A 17,705-nucleotide genomic window follows, 5' to 3' on the forward strand; every position below is an offset into this window, starting at 1 on the left:
CTATTGCTCTTACTTTTGTTCAAGCAGTTTCATCACTAGCGTAAGCGCCTCGGCGCGAGTTGCGTTTGCATTAGGATCAAAGGTGTTATTTCCTTTTCCTTGAATGAAGCCCGCTGCAACTGCTGCAGCAACTTCTTTCTTCGCCCAAGCAGGAACCGCACTTGCATCCGCAAAACTTAGAGCCGCATCCTCTTTCGTCTCAAGCTTCGCTGCACGAACGATAATGACAGCTAGCTCAGAACGTGTAATTTGATTGCTTCCGCGGAAGGTCTGATCGTCATAGCCGCCAACTAAACCGGCAGCTACGGCGCTTTCCACATGTGACTTCGCCCATGTTGGTACTAGGTTTCCATCGTTGAACGTTGATGCGGTAGTGCTTGCAGGAAGCTTCAACGCGCGGCTGATAAGTACCGCGAACTCGGAACGCGTAATCACGCCGTTCGGACGGAACTTGCCATCCTCATAGCCTGCAACAATACCTAGGGACAAAGCCTTCGTAATGGCAGCTTCAGCCCAGTGTCCTTGAATATCTTTCAAGGACGTAGCGAGTGGTTCAGTTGCTTCTTCTTCTTTGTCTTTGTCCTCATCATCGTCTGGATCTAACACGCCGCCACCGCTTAACGGGCTAATGCTAGCTTCATTAAATTGAATTTGAATGTTGTACTCGTGGTTATAGCTCATTTCTGGCCAATCAATTTTCACCCAGCCATCCATGATTTTCGATAGATCCGATACAGGGAAAGATACGACGCGCGTATTTTTATCTGCATTTCTGTTTTCAACACTTACATTCGCACCGTTAAACATCAAACCGGTAATTTGTTTATCTTGCTTCAACGTAAGATGAATACGTTTGTTGCCGCCGGTTACTTGAAGCTTAGCCGTTGGAATGATGTAATCCTGCATAACCGAATTCTCATCCGTGCCATACTTCAAAATTCTAACACTGATGCTGTACTGTCCATCCGCTAACCCCGTGCCCGGTGTTGTTGTTCCTGGATCTGTTCCAGGGCCAGTACCCGGTCCTGTCGTTACTTCCGACACGATATTAGCGAGCTGCATAGCGTAACTTACCTCTGAAGTCGTTCCGCCTTCCGTAACATCAATAACGAGAGAGTAAGGAGCGTTAAGATCCTGCACCTTGAATTGAACTGGTGAAGCTATAGCAGGAGATGCAACTGTAGACGCAACTGAGAATAAAGCTGCTGTTTTGGAATAGGCCAGAGTCAATGCTTGCGGAAGCAAAGATGACCCTACCGGTAATATTTCTTCATTCGTATTTCGGTTAATCAACTTTTTAATTTGAACGCCCTCTTTTGGCGTAAAGCTAAGTGTGTTATTGCCATTTCCGATTACCAGACTGCCTGCTGTTTCCAAATGCTTAGCGAAATCCTGGTTAGGTGATTTAAATTGAACCCCATAGCCACCGCTCGCAAAATGTTTGGAAACTTTGAATATATCCAAAGCTTGCTCAAGCTCCTCCGCTGCCTTATCGACTGCTTGCTGGGAAGCAAGCTCCGCTACTGCTGTCTCAGCAGCTGTAATTGCCGTAGAAAGTATCGCTTTCGAGCCGGCAATGTAGCTGCCTGCTTCGCTACCTTCAACCGCTGCAGCATAAGCTGCTTTGGCGGTAATCAGCCCTTGCTTCAAGGTAGAAGCATCAACCTCTATCGGCGTATTTGGCTCTTCAATGTTCTCATTCGTCGCTTGCAACGAGGTTTCATCCAAACTCAGCTGAACATCATATTCGTGGAAATAATTCTGCTCCGCCCACTCGATTTTCACCCAGCCCTCAAGCTTCTCAGACAAGCTCGGCACTACAAAATAAACGACCCGTGTATTGTTCGCTTCATCATGGCTTGCCACTTGAACATTTTGACCGTTGAACTTCATGCCGGTAATTTCTTTGTCCTGTTTGACAGTAAAGAACAGCTTCTTCGTGTTACCTGATACCTTCAATAGGCCTGGGCTTACAACATAATCCTGCATGACAGAGTTCTCATCAGTGCCAAACTTTAAAATTTTAAAATCGATCAAATAATTCCCATCTGGAAGTGCGCTAATTACAGAATCTTTAAAGACAGTAACCGCTGCTTTAAGCGCAACTACTGCGCCATCAATTTGAGTTTGCGTGCTGCTAATATTTATTGCAATTGCGTTAGCTGCATCTATTGCGCTCTGCAATGTTGCCTTGGATTCAGCAGTGTATTCGCCTGATTCCATACCAATCTTAGCGTTTTTGTGCACTTCTTTGGCATCGGCAACCGCTTGGGTTAGTTCGGCCCGGTTAATATTGTTGAAGATCAAACGAATATCATGCGTACGGTCGTAGTTTTGTGCAGGCACGACTGTCCGTACCTTTGCCGCGATCGTTTCGGTCAAGCTCTCCAGCTTGAACTTCACAACTCTTTCATTCACAGCTTCGTTTGTGCTTAAAATTTCCGAATCTACAAACTCTCCGCCTTGCATTACTTTAAACTCTGCAACAGATGAGCTTGATTTGATCGTAAAGACTGCATAAGTCGAGCCATTTTCCTTAAATACTGTAGCTGGTCTAACGAAATAGCTCTCCATTGTGGAGTAAACGTTATCGGTTGCATGCAGCGCCGAGAAATATACTAGTTTGGAATCCGTCTCTTCAATGACAGACGCTTTAAAGGCTGTAACTGCCGCTTTCAGCACAAGTACTGCTTCATCAATTTGCGCTTGTGAGCTGCCAGTGTTTGCTGCAATCGCATCAGCTGAATTAAACGCGTTCTGCAATGCTGCTTTGGATTCAGCGGAATAATCTCCTGATTCCGTACCAACGGTCGCCTTGTTGTGCAGTACTTTGGCATCCGCAACCGCTTGGGTTAGCTCTGCCCGGTTAATGTTGTTGAAGATCAAACGAATATCATGCGTACGGTCGTAGTTTTGCGCAGGCACGACTGTCCGGACCTTCGCTGCGATCGTTTCGGTCAAGCTCTCCAGTTTGATTTTCACGACTCTTTCATTCGCCGCTTCGTTTGTGCTTAAAATTTCCGAATCCGCATAAACTCCGTCCTGCATCACTTTAAACTCTGCAACAGATGAGCTTGATTTGATCGTAAAGACCGCATAAGTCGAACCATTTTCCGTAAAGACGGATGCTGGTTTAGAGAAATAGCTCTCCATTGTAGAGTAAGCGTTATTGGTTGCATGCAGCGCAGAGAAATAGACGGGGCGAGAAGCCGACGCTTTGAATTGATCTATTGCGTTCTGCAAAGCAGCAGTCGCTGTCGTCAATTCTGTTTTGGTTGCCGCCGCATTGCCGCTAACCGATTTGCTGTTTGCTAGCGCTGCTGCTAAGGCTGCCTTAGCGCTAGTAGAATATTGGCCTGTTTGCGTGCCTTCAATTGCTTGGTCATGTAAGGCTTGAGCTGATGACTCCACAGCATTTAATGCTGCCAGCTCTACATCATTAAAGTTCAAGTAAGCAACCTTTTGCTCCGCAGAACCTATCAGGTTGTAATAAACAGCGACAAACCCGCTTGTAATCGCCGTATTACTGCTATTAAATATCAATTGACCTGTAAAGGAGCCAGTTGGACCTTCACTTTTGCTAACTTCACCAAACTTTGATTGCGAAGCGCTAAATGTGAGCAGTCCGGTGTTTCTAGGCTGCAAATAATAAACGCTCGATAGATCAACACCCGCACTATTTGGAATTGTGATATTGGCATATAACTTGCTTCCCGATTTCAAAATGGTTGCTTTAGGCCCGAAAGTGGCTGTTTGCCCCGTAGATACAATCCCTGTTGGGATAATCGCGTCAAGTACCTTAAGTGATACATCGCCTAACGATACGATAGCATCGCTGTAAAAGTTGGTTAAATTATTTTTTAACAAGTAAATCGCCGAATCTATATGATCCTGCGTAGCCAGTTCAGAGTTCAAAACCGTTTCGGCATTAACGATGTAGTCCAAGAAACTATTTTTTACATTGGCAGGATATTCTCCAATAGACCGCACAGCTGTATTTCCGCTTGCATCACCAAATATCTTTGCTTGCTGTTGAATAGCTCTGCTGTCCGTGATCATCTGCTGTAATTTATCTTTTGTTACGGTGACGAGCATTAGCTCGTAAGTTTGTGCCGCTTTGAAGAGTGAGGCATAGGCTGCCTGTATCGCATCATCAGCAGGAGTGTTATCTGCTACTGCTTTGGCGGAAACAATGGCTTGATATAGCGAAACTTTGGAGCCTGGCGCATAATTTCCATTAGCCAGCCCCTCGCTAGTATTGTCATAAACAGATTGCGTTACGGATATCAGCTCATTAAGCATAGCTATATCTGCTGTTGGGGGCTCTTCATTCCCGCCAGACCCTACGGGTATGATAGGAAGCCCTTCTGTATAGATCTGCAATTGAGCATTATACCAGTTGTTATAAGTAAAGTTTGGAATAGTAGTAATATTTATGTGCATAAGAACTTCTTTTTTCATGAGAAGGTTATCAATCGGAATAGCGACCGTACCAAACGCTCCGTTCACGTTCGTAATAGGTGTATAATCCTTAGCTACATACTCATCCTTCTTGTAATCGTCAGCCGATGCATAAGTATAAGGAATGCTTTTCTCTTTCCCTTGTTCTAGATAACCTAGATACTTAAACCAATCATAGCTGCTGAACTCATTTTGAAAAGTAATGACGCCATTTTTGACAATTAATTTGCCTGAATCGGGAACAACAAAATTTTGCATGTAAGAGTCCTTATCAGAGTTATCCGCCAAATATCTGAATTTAACCGGATACTCCCCATCCGCCAGCGTAACCGCTGGGGTAGCTGACACCGCTCCCACATTAACTATGGAAAGCAAGACCACTGCCGCCAATAGCATAGCAACCCATTTTTTAAACTGTATTTTCAACTCTATGACACTCCTCTTTGTTGGTTTGAGAAAGCTAAATCACTAAATTTACAGTTAATGATTATCATTCTCAATATATTGTCAAAAAAAATAACATACTTCTCTGAAGCCTGCCCAACCTCTTCCTTGAACAGCACCGCTTACCTAGCATTGCTGTTCCATGATAGAAATCATCGTAGCCCCATGTCTCTATTTTTTTCTTATAAACCCGCACCTCTTCCAAAAATGTTCGGCTCGTTAAACTCGTTATAGATATTACTTCAAAATTTTAGTAGCCGTCAACCGTTATTAAATTTTTAAATAGTGCGCATTTTCAAGCGTTAGCTATGCTATCCTATATGGAAATTATAAACAGATGATGCGGCAGAAATATATTGACAGAGCTAGCGTCTTTCACTATCCTTATAAATGATATTGATAATCACTATCATTTATTTTGGTTTGGAGGGCTCTATGAAGAAAGGCTTGCTTATTTGCTGTGCTGCTTTTGTATTATCACTTACTGCTTGCAGTGTTGGAGCGGGCGGCTCAGGCCAAGGCGCTAACCAACAGCATGCGCTTATCCAAATTGAGGATTTTGCCAATCGCAAAATCGCTTTCGATCAGGTTCCACACAACATTGTTGCGCTCAGCAACGGGGAGACGGACATTATTTATGCTTTGGGCGGAGAGCTCGTCGGCAGGCCCACCTCTACTACCCCGCTAGCAACACAAGCGGCTGAACAAGTCGAGCAGATTGGATCTGCGCATGAGGTGGATTTGGAGAAAATTACGCTGCTCCGTGCTGACGTCGTGCTTGGCAACAACCCGATGAATACGAAGGATGTGCCTATTCTGGAAGGAGTCGGTACCAAGGTCATTCTAACCAGCGCAAACTCGGTTAACGAAATTGAGAAGCAGATCGAGCTGTTCGGTCAGCTCCTTCAGAAAGAAGAGCGTGCTTCTGAACTCGTTCAGGAAATAGAGAAAAAGTTGAAGGAGTATGATACCGAGCCGGGAGGCACGAAGCCAAGAGCACTGCTCGTATACGGTGCGCCCGGCACTTATATGGCCGCCCTGCCTAATTCACTAAGCGGCAACATTCTAGAGCTGGCCGGCGGCACGAATATCGCATCCGACTATCCCAGCCTGCAAAGCTACCCCCAGTATGCCCAGCTCAATTCGGAGCGAATTGTTGAGGCTAATCCACAGCTCATCCTGATTATGACGCACGGCAATCCGGATGAAGTGAAAAAAGGCTTCCTCAAGGAAATGCAGTCTAATCCTGCTTGGAGCAGCCTAGAAGCCGTTAAGCAAAATAAAGTGGAAGTGCTGCCGTCCGATTTATTCGGCTCCAATCCGGGAACCCGCATCATGGAATCGCTTGACTACCTGCATGAGAAGCTCGAAGGGTTAAAGCAATGAGAGGATTGACATGAATAAACAACTACGATCAAAAAGACGAAAGATTGCCCTTATCGCAGCCCCTATCCTGCTGCTGTTAAGTGTGTTTTATGGCCTGTCATACGGCTCGGTATCGATTTCCCTCAGCGAGATTTGGACAATTTTAACGACTGACGGACAATCCGCTCAAGACACGATCATTATGAATTTGAGGCTTCCCCGCGTACTCGTCGGTTTGCTCACCGGCGCATGTCTCGCTGCTGCCGGCGCTATTCTGCAGGGAGTCATGCGCAATCCGCTCGCCGATCCCGGCATTATCGGAGTTTCAGCTGGAGGCGGGCTTGCTGCTGTGATTACGATGGTCTTGCTGCCACAGCTGAGCTATCTGCTGCCAGCGGCAGCTTTTGCCGGAGCGTTCGTTTCCTCTATCGTCATTTATCTGATCTCTTGGGACAAAGGAACTTCTCCAGTCAAAATCGTGCTTGCCGGCGTTGCCGTCAATGCTCTGCTCGGCGCCATTATGAACGGGATTATGGTCGTTTACAGCGACCGTGTTCAGTCGGTTCTCCCTTGGCTATCTGGTGGCCTGAATGGGCGCAGCTGGCATCATCTATCTTTTATGGCTCCTTATGCCCTCGTCGGGCTTGGGCTGACGCTGCTGGCTATCAAGCCTGCCAACCTCATGCTGCTAGGAGATGATTCGGCTAAGCTGCTAGGGCAAAAAGTCGAGCTTCAAAGGCTACTGCTCATTCTGCTCTCTTCCCTGCTTGCGGGCGCTGCCGTCAGCGCCGCCGGATTAATTGGCTTTGTCGGGCTGGTTGTCCCTCATGCCGTTCGGCTGCTTATCGGAGAGGATTATCGCTACCTTCTTCCCGTCTCCATTCTTGGAGGAGCAGCCCTGGTCGTATTCGCAGACACGATCGCGCGCACGTGGTTCGACCCTATCGAGCTTCCGGTTGGCATTTTGCTTGCATGCGTGGGAGCGCCTTTCTTTTTAATTCTACTGAGAAAACGGAGTAATTGGAGGTGACTATGATGAATAAAGCGATAGATTTGAAGGAAATTGAGCTGGAAATGGGGATGTTTCAGCTTTTTGACGTAACGACTGCCATTCCAGAGGGCAAAATGACTGCCATTATCGGTCCGAACGGATCAGGCAAATCCACCCTGCTCAAAATCATAACGAAGCTGCTGAGCGCTGACAAAGGCGAGGTTGCTATTCAAGGGAAAGAAGCGGGAGACTACTCGAGAGCAGACTATGCGCGTACCATTTCGATGCTGCCGCAAGCCAAGGATATGCTGCCTGAGCTGACGGTCCGTGAGCTCGTCGCTTACGGGCGTTCTCCGCATAAGAAGCTGTTCAAGCAGCGCTTGACGGAGGAAGACCAGAAAATCATTGATTGGGCGATGAAGACGATGAGTATTCGCCGTCATGATGATCGCATGTTTCATACTTTATCGGGAGGTGAGCAGCAAAAAGCGCGTATTGCGATGGCTCTCGCTCAGAAAACGGACATTATTTTGCTTGATGAGCCTACGACCTATTTGGATATTTCCCACCAGCTCGAGGTCATGGGCATGCTGCGAAAGATCAATCAGGAGCATGGCATCACCATCGTAATGGTCCTGCATGATTTGCAGCAGGCTGCCGCCTATTGCGATCATCTCATTGCGATGAAGGATGGCGAGATTATCTCGACAGGAACGCCGCAGACGGTGATTACCTCTCGCTTTTTGAGGCAAGTATACGAGATTGAAGCGAAGGTTAGTTTCGATCAAAACTATCCCGTTATTATTCCAATCCCTAAAAATTATGAGGAGGATGCTACTATGATTATTGTAACGAACACGTCCCACATTACGAAAGGAAACGGCGATAAGCTTATCGAGCGTTTCGACAGAATTGGCAAAGTAGAAGGAATGGAAGGTTTTCTCGGACTTGAGGTTTTGCTGACACAAAATACGGCTGAGTACGATGAGGTATCCGTCGTCACGCGTTGGAATTCCAAAGACGATTTCCAAGCGTGGACGCGAAGCGAAGCATTCCGTGAATCCCATTCTCACCGCAAAACGCCGGATTACATTATTTCGAACAAAATTGTTTTCCAAGAGGTCAAAATCAAACGAAATCCGCTTCCTCCTGTGCATGCCGAGGCCATCGCAGAAGCGAAAGCGCAATAACATTCGTTACGGACTTCTTTCATTTCATTCCATTCCTAAACATATGGTCGGTCGATAAGAACAGGCAGACGACGGAATCATCCATCGTCTGCCTGTTCTTTTTTTCCACTTATACCTTATTTCAATGCGGTATCAAGCCCAAAGGCTTGCCCCGACCAAGCTTTCTTCGAAGTCCAAGGCTCCGCAGCGCTACTCCAAAACGGATGCGTGTCCGGTAAACCCAATGGCAAAAAGACTTCGGAGCATAGGTATAAGCTTCCCGTTGAGATGTAGCGTTCCCCAACCCCCGGCTGATGCCCGCAGAAGCCAATACTTAGCCAGCCTTCAGCCGTAAAATTGCCTGGCACCTCCAAGGTACGGCGGATCGCTGCAGTCAATGCGCAGCGCACCTGCGCGCCGCTAACCGATTTCGGCAGCGTATCCAGCAACGCGCTTTGAGCTAAGCTTTGGAACGCTCCAAAGCGATAGGCCAGCGATCGCCCGATCGGCGGGTATGTGCCATCCGGTCCGATTAAACGTTCAAGCACCTCTGCATAGCGCTGTGCTCGGCTCACAATGGTTGGTCGCATAGCATCCCATTCCGCATAGTGATCGCCAACGGCTGCAAGCACATCAACCAGCATCGGCTGAATGACAAAGCTATTGTAATAATCCCAGTGAAATTCGGGGCCATCGCCATAGGCGCCATCGCCGAGATACCATTGCTCATGCTGCTTTAAGGCATAATCGACCCTCATCGAATCCCAATCGCTTTCGCCCAGCTTGAACAAAGCGGACTCTGTCGTTGCCGCAAACAGCAGCCAGTTCGAGAAGACTGGCTTTCTTGTGCGCGTTTGCTTCAGCGCAGCAACCACATTCGCTCTCACGCGCGGCTCCAGCTTTTGGCCTAGCTCTACGGGAGCTCTCAAAATCGCCTGCGCAAGAAACGCCGCGTCCACAATAGGCTGCAAGCCTTCGCTGAAATTCATATAATCCGGCGACTCCGGATCAGTTCCTGCGTCAATCGCTGCGCGAGCAAGCTCCGCATAACGACTCCGGGTCTCCTCTTCAGCTCCAGTGGATAGCTGATTCTCTAACCAAGGAGCCATGCCGGATAACAGGCGCCCAAGCGCCTCCAAATGGGTGAATGTAGCCCGGTCAGCAAATAGCTCCTCTTTTTCCTTAGCCGAAGCTCCCGGAATTTCTGCGCATTCAATCGGCATTCGCTCTTTGAGGCGACGCTCGGAGAGTGCATTAAGAACCGGATCGCTTATGGCGAGCATCTGCTCCAGCCAATATTTACGGTCAGACAGCAGAGTGCTGCCCAGTTCATTCGATTGCAATGCCTAGCCCCCCATTCTACCAAAAAGTATCGGCATTTCCTCTTAGTCTGGCCAAGCCCTCAACAAAGAAATAATCGCCGTATATGAGCGGAACATCCACGTTTTTCCGCTCCGGATAGTGGCTGGTCCCATGGAGAACCAAGCCTTCTTCTGCATCATTATCCCAAGCTCCGTAATTTTCGTACATCGAGCGCAGGATCCGCTCGCCTGCTGCCTGATAAAGCTCTGCCTCCTCGCTTGGCACCGATCTTGCGATTTCAAGCAAGCCGCATGCCGCGCATGCGCCTGCCGAGGTATCACGGTAGCGCTCTACGCCGGATGGCAAGCGGAAATCCCAATGCGGTACCGAATCCTCAGGCAGGTTTGCCAAGAAGAAATGGGCTACGCGCTTTGCAGCCTCCAAATATCTCGGCTCGCCGGTATAACGGAAGCTCAGCGCCATCCCGTAGATCGCCCATGAGGCCCCACGTGACCATGCCGAGTTTGGCGCAAAGCCCTGTCCACCGTTTACGCTTTCAAATTCACCCGTCTGAGGATGGAAAATAACGATATGATTAACGGAACCGTCCGTCCGGATAAAATGGTCAAGCACCGTATCGGCATGCTCCATCGCCAAATGCTTGAACCTCGGATCGCCAGTCGTTTCGCTAGCCCAGTACAGCAGCGGCAAGTTCATCATACAATCGATGATGGCCCAGCCTTCGTTGCGATCGCCTTCACTCCACGGATTCCACGCTCTAATATAGTTTCCTTTGACATTGAATCGTCCGCTTAAAATGCTTGCTGCCAGCAGCGCTCGTTTGCGCGATTGCTCTTCGCCAAGCAGCTTGTACCTAGCAACACTCGTAAGTGACCACATAAAACCGATATCATGGTCCAACTTGTCAAATCCCGTTAATACCTCATCTAGCTGCTGCTCGCAAGCTTCGGCAATGTCTTTGTACCGCTCATCCTTCGATTCCGAGTCACGGTATAACAGCCATAACAAGCCCGGCCAGAAGCCCGCGGTCCACCAATGAGGCGCCTCTAGCACATAAGTGCCCTCTACGCTGGCATGTGGAAATCTAGCACCAATGCGATTGCTCGTTCTCGTAACCTTCCCATGTACCTTTTCCCAAGCTTCATTTACCCAACTCGTTTGCACCATTTTTTTCTCTCCCTGCTGTATCCTTGTCGATCAGGATTCAAATTGAAAAACAAAAGTCCCAATGAGCGGTTTTGCTTTAACTGCCGTTGCATGAAAATCAAGCGTGTGCCAGAAACGTTCAACGCCAAAATGATCAATGTCGCTTCTAGCGGTTACGACAGGCGTCCAAACCGAAGGATCGTAGGTCAAGCTTAGCTTTCGCTTTCCTTCGATGAGGATCCGCCCTTCTCTATCTTGCGTGGGACTTAACAGCGTAATAAACCTCTCTGTTACGGCCCGCTCAGACGAACGGTTATCATTCATGCCAAATAAAAAAGTATCGGTCAGCACAAGACGAGGAAGCGCTTCCTTATTCCAGCTGAAGCTCCGCTCAAGCCGCTCCAGTCCCGTGTCTTCATAAGCTGAGCTGAGCTCCAGTATCAGCTTATCCATATCATCGCCAGAGGCCGCCTCAACAACCTCAGAACGATAGGTTACGCCGCTTTTCTGGTAATGATCGTCAATAATCGGAACCGAATGTCCCTGCGACCCATTGCACCATAATGTATAACGCTCTGGGCCAAAATAGTGCGCCGTATATTTTCCGCTGCCGAGATCTGCCAAATAAGCTTGTCCGTCCGCATGCACCATAAAATGGCCAAGATCGTTATGATTATGCGGTTCATCATTGTGGCCGCCCTTGGCTGCAAAGCTGTACACAGCTCCATCCTCTTTGACATTCCTAGACAAAAGCCACCGCACATCAGGCAGATAATACGATTCGGACGGCCACATCGCCTTGTCTCCCGAGCTCGTCAGCCATTCTTCTTGCGTCCAAAGCAAATTGCGTATTGCTGGGGCCCAGCGCCCGCAATGGTCGGCAGCATACGACGCTCTCAGGCTCGCATCTGGTACAGCCACTTCTTCATACTCCTTATGCAAGCAGCAGCTTAATCCCATGAAGATGCCGCTGGAAGCGGGAGAATCCGAGAAATTGACAACCATGCTCCCGCTCGTAAAACATTTCTGCTGGAATAATGCGATCTCCTTAACCTTGTTGGCAGCAAACAAATCAATTTCGCCGGATGTCGCTGTCTTCAAGAGCTCGGCAAAATAAACATAATAACCAAAGCCATACTGCCAATATAAATAACCTTCGGCGCAAGCTCCGTCTTCGCCAAAGCCGCTTAAGTAACATGCGAGAGAACCAAGAACGCGCTCCAGCACAGCAGATAATCTTGCCGAATCGTCCATAAGATGCAGTGCCGCTGCGCCAATTGACCCCGCACATACCGCTGACCAATTGTGATCAGCCGTCTCCCAGCCGTAAGGACCTTGTTCAAGAAAAGGTAGGAAAATCCTCCGCTCTACTTCGTCTGTAAGCTTAGCTTTCAACAAGGCAGGCATCCGCTCGCCTAATAACGCCTTCACTTCGCTAAGCGCAAAAGCCGTTTCCGCAGCAAACAAATCAATGTCCGGTCTCACTGCACCCTCATTATAGTGGGCTGGCAGACACCAGGTAAACTCATTGCAGATGGACCAGACGATATTCCATGCCGCCATCTCATAACCTGAATGCTGAGGCTCAAGCAGTGCCATAATAACAAAAGCGTTCAACCTTTTGCGCCGCTCAAAATAAATCTTCTCGTAAGCTAGCCGCTCTCCCGTGTCGCCATATAAACGAAACAAATCGTAGGTTAGCTCCGGATCGGGCGTTTGCCCAAAATGGTCAGCTTCTGCTTTCATTTCATCAAGCAGCGAACGATTATCCTTAGAGCTGTGCAGCCTTGCAGCCAGCAGCTCAATTGAACTGTCAGGAGCAAGCAGCGCAAGCCCTCGTTTTCTGCGGCGCTCGACAATTGTGGCGATCTGATCGCGATTCATCTTATCACTAAGCTCCTATTCTGACTGCCCTGTTTCTTCGTTCCGGATGACAGATTACTATGTATTTTCGTTATAAAAACGTTGTGCATGCAGCACCTTAACTCCTTGAATGCCACCTATAAATTGTACCAGTATTAATTCCCATTCGTCTATCTCCACATGCCATTCCTTCTTATAAAAAAAGAATACCGCACAGCGAATTTTCGCTAGCGGTATCCTGTCACGTTTATTTATCTTTATATTGCAATCCGCCCATGATGAACATGGTCAAATCCTCAATCAACGGCTCCAATTCAGGATCGGCCTCTTCAAGTATGATAGACCAATACTCGGTATGCCTATGGAATAATAGCGTGCCAATGATCGACATTAATGCGGTATCGAGCGAGCGGAAATGGAATAAGCCCTGTTCCTCGCCCTGCTTAAGCCATTCCCGAAGCAGCCTCCACATCGGCATCACATGCTCCCGTATTTTTCGAATACGGTCTGTGTTCATAATAATTTCCTGCTGAATGATGCAAATAAGCTGACGATCGCTGAATCGGAATTTGGTTACTTCTCTGATAATAAGCTTAACCCCCTCGACCGGGTCCAGCTGTTGATCCACTTTGGAGATTTGATCATTGGGGAAAAAATGCTCAAATATGGCGCCAAACATATTTTCTTTCCCGCCAAAATGGTAGGACACGAGGGCGACATTGGCTCCAGCCTCCTCGCAAATTTGCCGTACGGTCGTTTTTTCGAAGCCGTACTTAGCGAATAGCTTTTTGGCAGCTAGCAAGATTTTAACTTTAATATCCGCATCTCCTGTTGACATGTCGGTCCCCCATTGAAGCGTATTTCCTTTATTTTGAACGATTCTTGGACAAACGGCAAGCGCCTAGCTAGATTAACGCTTCTGGCCTGCCACGACAACCGTTGGCTGCTGCTGAAGCACAGGCTGTTTCTTCATGGCTACGGCAAACATGCTAATCGCGATGGCAATCACTGCAATCAAGCTAAGCAAAAGGGCGTCAGAAGTAGCAGCTGGGCCGCCGAACAAAATATTCATTGTGCCTTCTACTGCATAGGTAGCAGGAAGGGCATCGCCTAGCTTGATGTAGAAGTCCGACAGCAGCTCGCGCGGAACGATAGCACCTGAAGTAACCAACTGCGCAGACAATAAAATAATATTAAACAGCATGCCGGCCATTCCAAACAAGTATAGAAATAACTGCGATACAAAAATAAACGTGAGTACGAACAGTAGCTGGAATAACCAGATATGAAGGAAGCCCTGAACCATTTGACCGCCGAAGGAAGCAAGCAAGGTGGAGCCAACCAGCGAAACAACAACCGCCGCGATTACATTGATTACGCTTCTTGCCGCAAATCGGCGCCATCTGCTTACCGATCCGCTTACAGCCATAGACGATTGTTCAAAGTTCATGCCCATAATCATGGCCCCAACATACGAAGCAAGCACCATCATCATCGGAACCATCTGGTTGTTCATTCCCTTTACCACATTCGTCGATTGAACGTCCGATGTGACACGCTGTGATAATCCTTGCGCCGCTGCTGCTGCTTGATCAGCTGGCATGCTCATATTGCCAAGCACGGTTTGAATGCCGCCTGCGACCGCTTGACCGTTAATTTGGGCCGTAATTTGCGCTGCCGCGCCGCTCATTATGCTTTTAATAAGCGCAGGATTCGATTCATTAATCAAATACTGAATGGAAGCCGTGCCATCCGCTGCAGATGCTTTTTGAGTAAAATCAGCCGGAACGACAACGACCATCTGTAGCTCACGAGCATTCAGCTGATCCTTGGCATCGTCAAGGCTGTCGATTTTACTCATATTAAAAGGCAAGCTTTGAAGCAAGCCAGTGGAAATTTGCTGCCCCATTTGTTGATCCTCGCTGACTACAGCAATTTTCAATTGATCAATGCGATCCGTAACGCCATTATAGCCTGTCATCCAAATGACAGAGAAAATAACCTGGAACATAATGGCGGTAATAAGCCCAACCCAAGTCGTTGGACGTTTCATAAAGGCTTGTAATGCATTTTTCATTCCTATCCACTCCTATTGTCTATTTAAACGTTTGTTTTAAACACCTGTTTAAATACTACGAAGAAACTAAAGTTTTGTCAACAACAAAAAAAAGGAGAAGAGGAATATCCTCTTCTCCTTTTATGCCTTATGAAGCGAGTCATCAAATTCGGACTCCCATTTTGCATCTGCCGCAAGCTGCTTCTTATGCACCGTTCCGGATAAAAACACGCTAATCTCATAAAGAATGATCAATGGAATAGCGACCAAAATATCTGAAATAAAATCAGGCGGCGTAATGACTACCCCAATAAACACCATGACGAAATAAGCGAACCTGCGCATCTTGCGTAGGCGTTTCGGGTTCACCAGCCGAATGGCCGTTAAAAACATAATAACTAAAGGCAGTTCAAAAAGCAGAGAGATCGGTATTAACAAATTGAACATGAACGTAAAATATTGCGCAATACCGTACGTCTCCTCCAAGTTCAAGTGCTGCGCAACCGTTCTTGTAAAGTTGAACGCGAGCGGAAATACGACAAAATAAGAAAAAGCGAGACCAATTAAAAACATTAGCAGAGCGAACGGAACGTATTTCAGCGTGGATCGCTGCTCATTCTTGCGCAGTGCAGGCTTTACGAACGCCCAAAGCTGAAAAGCAATCATCGGCAATGCCAAGATTAAAGCGATGACGAATGCAAATTTCATATACATGCCAATACCGTCCCAAAGCGAGAACGTATGTAAGGAGATCGTATTGGCCGGCTTCTGGCTCATCAGGAAATCATAAACAGGCTGCGCGAATACAAGACCGACGACCAAGCCTAAAACCAATATAATCAACACGTAAACGAGTCGCTTCCTTAGCTCTCCAAGATGCTCAAGAAGCGGCATCAGCCCTTCTTCGCGAAGCAGCGCTTTACGTGACATCTGCCCTGATTTATTTTTTGCTTCCGTACCCACCTGTATGTACCTCCTTCACTTACCGTTTCCAGCTCTTTATTCAAGAAAAAAGCGGGCCCGATTAGTCCGGAAGCCGCTTGTTTTCTTTATCATTATTTTCTGAGCGATTTACTTCAGCACGGCTGGAATCCTTGTCCTTACGATCATCATCGTCCATGATATCTCTTGCACCTGCTTTGAATTCACGCAGCGTCCGTCCGAAAGCACGGCCGAGCTCCGGCAGCTTGTTTGGTCCAAACAGCAGCAAAGCGACCAAGACTAACAATATAATACCCGTTGCACCTATACCTGACATCTTATTACCTCCTTCATGTCTTACGAACCCCTATGGCTTCGCAAGCATTTTAAACTTAGCAGTTGTTTAACCCGCCGTAGCCCATACTGACGATATCTTCACGCACAATCGTATCCCCCGCCAAAATTCGTGGCAGCAGCACATCAAAGGATGTGTACGGATCATGCATTACGCAGCCCGGCAAGCCCATAATCGGCACTCCATTCAAATAACCGATGAGCAGCATCGAGCCTGGCAGCATCGGTGTTCCATAACTTATGATCTCCGCGCCTGATGCTTTAATCGCGCCCGGCGTGCGGTCATCGGGATCTACCGACATTCCGCCTGTCACTAGTATCATATCATACCCTTGTTCAAGCAAATAGTGTATTTCCTTGACAATTGTTTGTCGATCATCCGGTGCAAATCTCTGCTCGCCAACCTCTGAGCCAAGAGCTTCTAGCTTGCTTCTCACGGCCGGACCGAATTTATCCTCGATTCTGCCGTTAAACACTTCTCCGCCAGTCGTTAACAGGCCTGCTCGAATTTTCCGGAAAGGCTTGACGGTTAGAGGAGAATGCCCTTCATATGCTGCGCGGTATTCAGCAGCCAATCGCTCCACAGCTTCTACCTTTGCTTTGGGCACAACGAGCGGGATGGCCCTTGTTGCAGCAAGCTGCTGTCCAGGCTTGACAACCGTATTGGTCTTAATCGTAGCCAGCGCGATTTCTCCAAGCTCGTTAATGGCATCCACGATGCTTTTATCCACGATTGCCAATCCGAGAAGATTCGATTTGATGCCTACCTTGCCCTCATGGGGCTCGGATAGCAGAAGCTGATCGTCTTGCAAAGCCTTGGCCATTCGAATCGCCGCGTCATCCTCATGCAGTTCATTTTCGCCAAGTTCCATAATGTAAATATGTTCTTTGCCGATATCAAGCAGGTTAGGAATATCTGCCTCGGTGATCACATGCCCTCTCTTGAAGAGACGTCCCTTGAATTGGCCGGGAATAATACGCGTCAAATCATGTGCCAGCCGCAGCCCAATTGCATCATAGACGGATACTTCCCTTAGTATGGTCGTTCCCAGCTGCTCGACACCATCGTTTCCCTGCTGCTGATTTTGGCTCATCCGCTATGCTCCCCCAGCTGGCCGGACAAGATGCCCAGTGCATGCGGCAGTTGATCCATAATCGCCATCAAGCTCTCGTGAACGCCTTTTGGGCTGCCAGGCAAATTGACAATAAGCGAGCTTCCACGAATGCCGCAAACGCCGCGGGAGAGCATGGCCCTTCTGGTCTTCTGCAAAGCCCCCATCCGCATCGCCTCTGCTAGCCCCGGCACGGCACGATCAATGACCTTAAGCGTTGCTTCTGGTGTGACATCACGCTGGGCAAGCCCCGTCCCGCCTGTCGTTAGTACTAGATCGGCATGGAAATACTCCGTCATCTCAATGATCGCAGCCATAATTTCATCCTGCTCATCAGGAACAATTCGGTAATCCACAATTTCGCCGCCGAGCTCTTCCTCAATCAGCTCGCGAATAACCTGAGCGCTTGTGTCCTCTCGCTCCCCGCGTGATCCTTTATCGCTTGCCGTTAATATTGCTACCTTCCACCGCATTTCCCATTCCTCCCATTCCTATTCCGC

The 17,705-nt window shown here is 48.0% G+C and carries 13 protein-coding genes; 3 read left to right on the forward strand and 10 right to left on the reverse strand.

The window, feature by feature from the left end:
• Positions 1 to 9 precede the first annotated feature (9 nt).
• A complete protein-coding gene (locus FJQ58_RS09615; RefSeq protein WP_139992729.1) occupies positions 10 to 4,887 on the reverse strand; it encodes an NEAT domain-containing protein in 4,878 nt (1,625 codons plus the stop codon).
• A gap of 453 nt (positions 4,888 to 5,340) precedes the next feature.
• Here FJQ58_RS09615 and FJQ58_RS09620 point away from each other — a divergent pair, with 453 nt between their 5' ends.
• Genes FJQ58_RS09620 through isdG form a run of 3 tightly spaced genes read left to right on the forward strand, consistent with a single transcriptional unit; the run spans position 5,341 to position 8,451 of the window.
• Complete coding sequence (locus FJQ58_RS09620; RefSeq protein WP_139992731.1) at positions 5,341 to 6,291, forward strand: ABC transporter substrate-binding protein; 951 nt, start codon at positions 5,341 to 5,343, stop codon at positions 6,289 to 6,291.
• Between the two features lie 10 nt (positions 6,292 to 6,301).
• The gene (locus FJQ58_RS09625; RefSeq protein WP_139992734.1) at positions 6,302 to 7,300 is read left to right on the forward strand and encodes a FecCD family ABC transporter permease; all 999 of its coding nucleotides are present in this window, start codon (positions 6,302 to 6,304) and stop codon (positions 7,298 to 7,300) included.
• A gap of 5 nt (positions 7,301 to 7,305) precedes the next feature.
• Positions 7,306 to 8,451 (forward strand): heme oxygenase, encoded by a 1,146-nt coding sequence (gene isdG, locus FJQ58_RS33175; protein WP_139992735.1) that lies wholly within the window; start codon positions 7,306 to 7,308, stop codon positions 8,449 to 8,451.
• 116 nt (positions 8,452 to 8,567) lie between these two features.
• Here the strand turns inward: isdG and FJQ58_RS09635 are convergent, their stop codons facing one another.
• From FJQ58_RS09635 to FJQ58_RS09675, 9 genes are all read right to left on the reverse strand, one after another.
• Positions 8,568 to 9,746 (reverse strand): DUF2264 domain-containing protein, encoded by a 1,179-nt coding sequence (locus tag FJQ58_RS09635; RefSeq protein WP_139992871.1) that lies wholly within the window; start codon positions 9,744 to 9,746, stop codon positions 8,568 to 8,570.
• 43 nt (positions 9,747 to 9,789) lie between these two features.
• Positions 9,790 to 10,920, reverse strand: a complete 1,131-nt coding sequence (locus FJQ58_RS09640; protein WP_139992737.1) for a glycoside hydrolase family 88 protein — start codon at positions 10,918 to 10,920, stop codon at positions 9,790 to 9,792.
• A 30-nt stretch (positions 10,921 to 10,950) separates the two neighbouring features.
• Positions 10,951 to 12,783, reverse strand: a complete 1,833-nt coding sequence (locus tag FJQ58_RS09645) for a heparinase II/III family protein (RefSeq protein ID WP_139992739.1) — start codon at positions 12,781 to 12,783, stop codon at positions 10,951 to 10,953.
• 226 nt (positions 12,784 to 13,009) lie between these two features.
• Entirely contained in the window at positions 13,010 to 13,600 is a 591-nt protein-coding gene (locus tag FJQ58_RS09650) for a TetR/AcrR family transcriptional regulator (protein ID WP_139992741.1), read from the reverse strand.
• Positions 13,601 to 13,672: 72 nt separating this feature from the next.
• The gene (locus FJQ58_RS09655; protein ID WP_139992743.1) at positions 13,673 to 14,839 is read right to left on the reverse strand and encodes a YhgE/Pip domain-containing protein; all 1,167 of its coding nucleotides are present in this window, start codon (positions 14,837 to 14,839) and stop codon (positions 13,673 to 13,675) included.
• Between the two features lie 120 nt (positions 14,840 to 14,959).
• On the reverse strand, positions 14,960 to 15,748 hold the full coding sequence (gene tatC, locus FJQ58_RS09660; RefSeq protein WP_139992873.1) for a twin-arginine translocase subunit TatC: 789 nt from the start codon (positions 15,746 to 15,748) through the stop codon (positions 14,960 to 14,962).
• Between the two features lie 94 nt (positions 15,749 to 15,842).
• The gene (gene tatA, locus FJQ58_RS09665; RefSeq protein WP_139992745.1) at positions 15,843 to 16,076 is read right to left on the reverse strand and encodes a twin-arginine translocase TatA/TatE family subunit; all 234 of its coding nucleotides are present in this window, start codon (positions 16,074 to 16,076) and stop codon (positions 15,843 to 15,845) included.
• 55 nt (positions 16,077 to 16,131) lie between these two features.
• Positions 16,132 to 17,187, reverse strand: coding sequence for a molybdopterin-binding protein (locus tag FJQ58_RS09670; protein WP_139992747.1), 1,056 nt, complete (start codon positions 17,185 to 17,187; stop codon positions 16,132 to 16,134).
• Entirely contained in the window at positions 17,184 to 17,678 is a 495-nt protein-coding gene (locus FJQ58_RS09675; protein ID WP_139992749.1) for a MogA/MoaB family molybdenum cofactor biosynthesis protein, read from the reverse strand. The genes FJQ58_RS09670 and FJQ58_RS09675 overlap by 4 nt, the downstream gene beginning before the upstream one ends.
• Positions 17,679 to 17,705 lie beyond the last annotated feature (27 nt).

The organism is Paenibacillus paridis, assembly GCF_006345825.1.
Lineage (GTDB): Bacteria > Bacillota > Bacilli > Paenibacillales > Paenibacillaceae > Pristimantibacillus > Pristimantibacillus paridis.

What these genes read in the sequence shown, in the direction of transcription:
- FJQ58_RS09620 (WP_139992731.1), top strand. Translation starts at nt 5,341, where the DNA reads ATGAAGAAAGGCTTGCTTATTTGCTGTGCTGCTTTTGTATTATCACTT.
- FJQ58_RS09625 (WP_139992734.1), top strand. Translation starts at nt 6,302, where the DNA reads ATGAATAAACAACTACGATCAAAAAGACGAAAGATTGCCCTTATCGCA.
- isdG (WP_139992735.1), top strand. Translation starts at nt 7,306, where the DNA reads ATGAATAAAGCGATAGATTTGAAGGAAATTGAGCTGGAAATGGGGATG.
- FJQ58_RS09640 (WP_139992737.1), bottom strand. Translation starts at nt 10,920, where the DNA reads ATGGTGCAAACGAGTTGGGTAAATGAAGCTTGGGAAAAGGTACATGGG.
- FJQ58_RS09645 (WP_139992739.1), bottom strand. Translation starts at nt 12,783, where the DNA reads ATGAATCGCGATCAGATCGCCACAATTGTCGAGCGCCGCAGAAAACGA.
- FJQ58_RS09650 (WP_139992741.1), bottom strand. Translation starts at nt 13,600, where the DNA reads ATGTCAACAGGAGATGCGGATATTAAAGTTAAAATCTTGCTAGCTGCC.
- FJQ58_RS09655 (WP_139992743.1), bottom strand. Translation starts at nt 14,839, where the DNA reads ATGAAAAATGCATTACAAGCCTTTATGAAACGTCCAACGACTTGGGTT.
- tatC (WP_139992873.1), bottom strand. Translation starts at nt 15,748, where the DNA reads ATGTCACGTAAAGCGCTGCTTCGCGAAGAAGGGCTGATGCCGCTTCTT.
- tatA (WP_139992745.1), bottom strand. Translation starts at nt 16,076, where the DNA reads ATGTCAGGTATAGGTGCAACGGGTATTATATTGTTAGTCTTGGTCGCT.
- FJQ58_RS09670 (WP_139992747.1), bottom strand. Translation starts at nt 17,187, where the DNA reads ATGAGCCAAAATCAGCAGCAGGGAAACGATGGTGTCGAGCAGCTGGGA.
- FJQ58_RS09675 (WP_139992749.1), bottom strand. Translation starts at nt 17,678, where the DNA reads ATGCGGTGGAAGGTAGCAATATTAACGGCAAGCGATAAAGGATCACGC.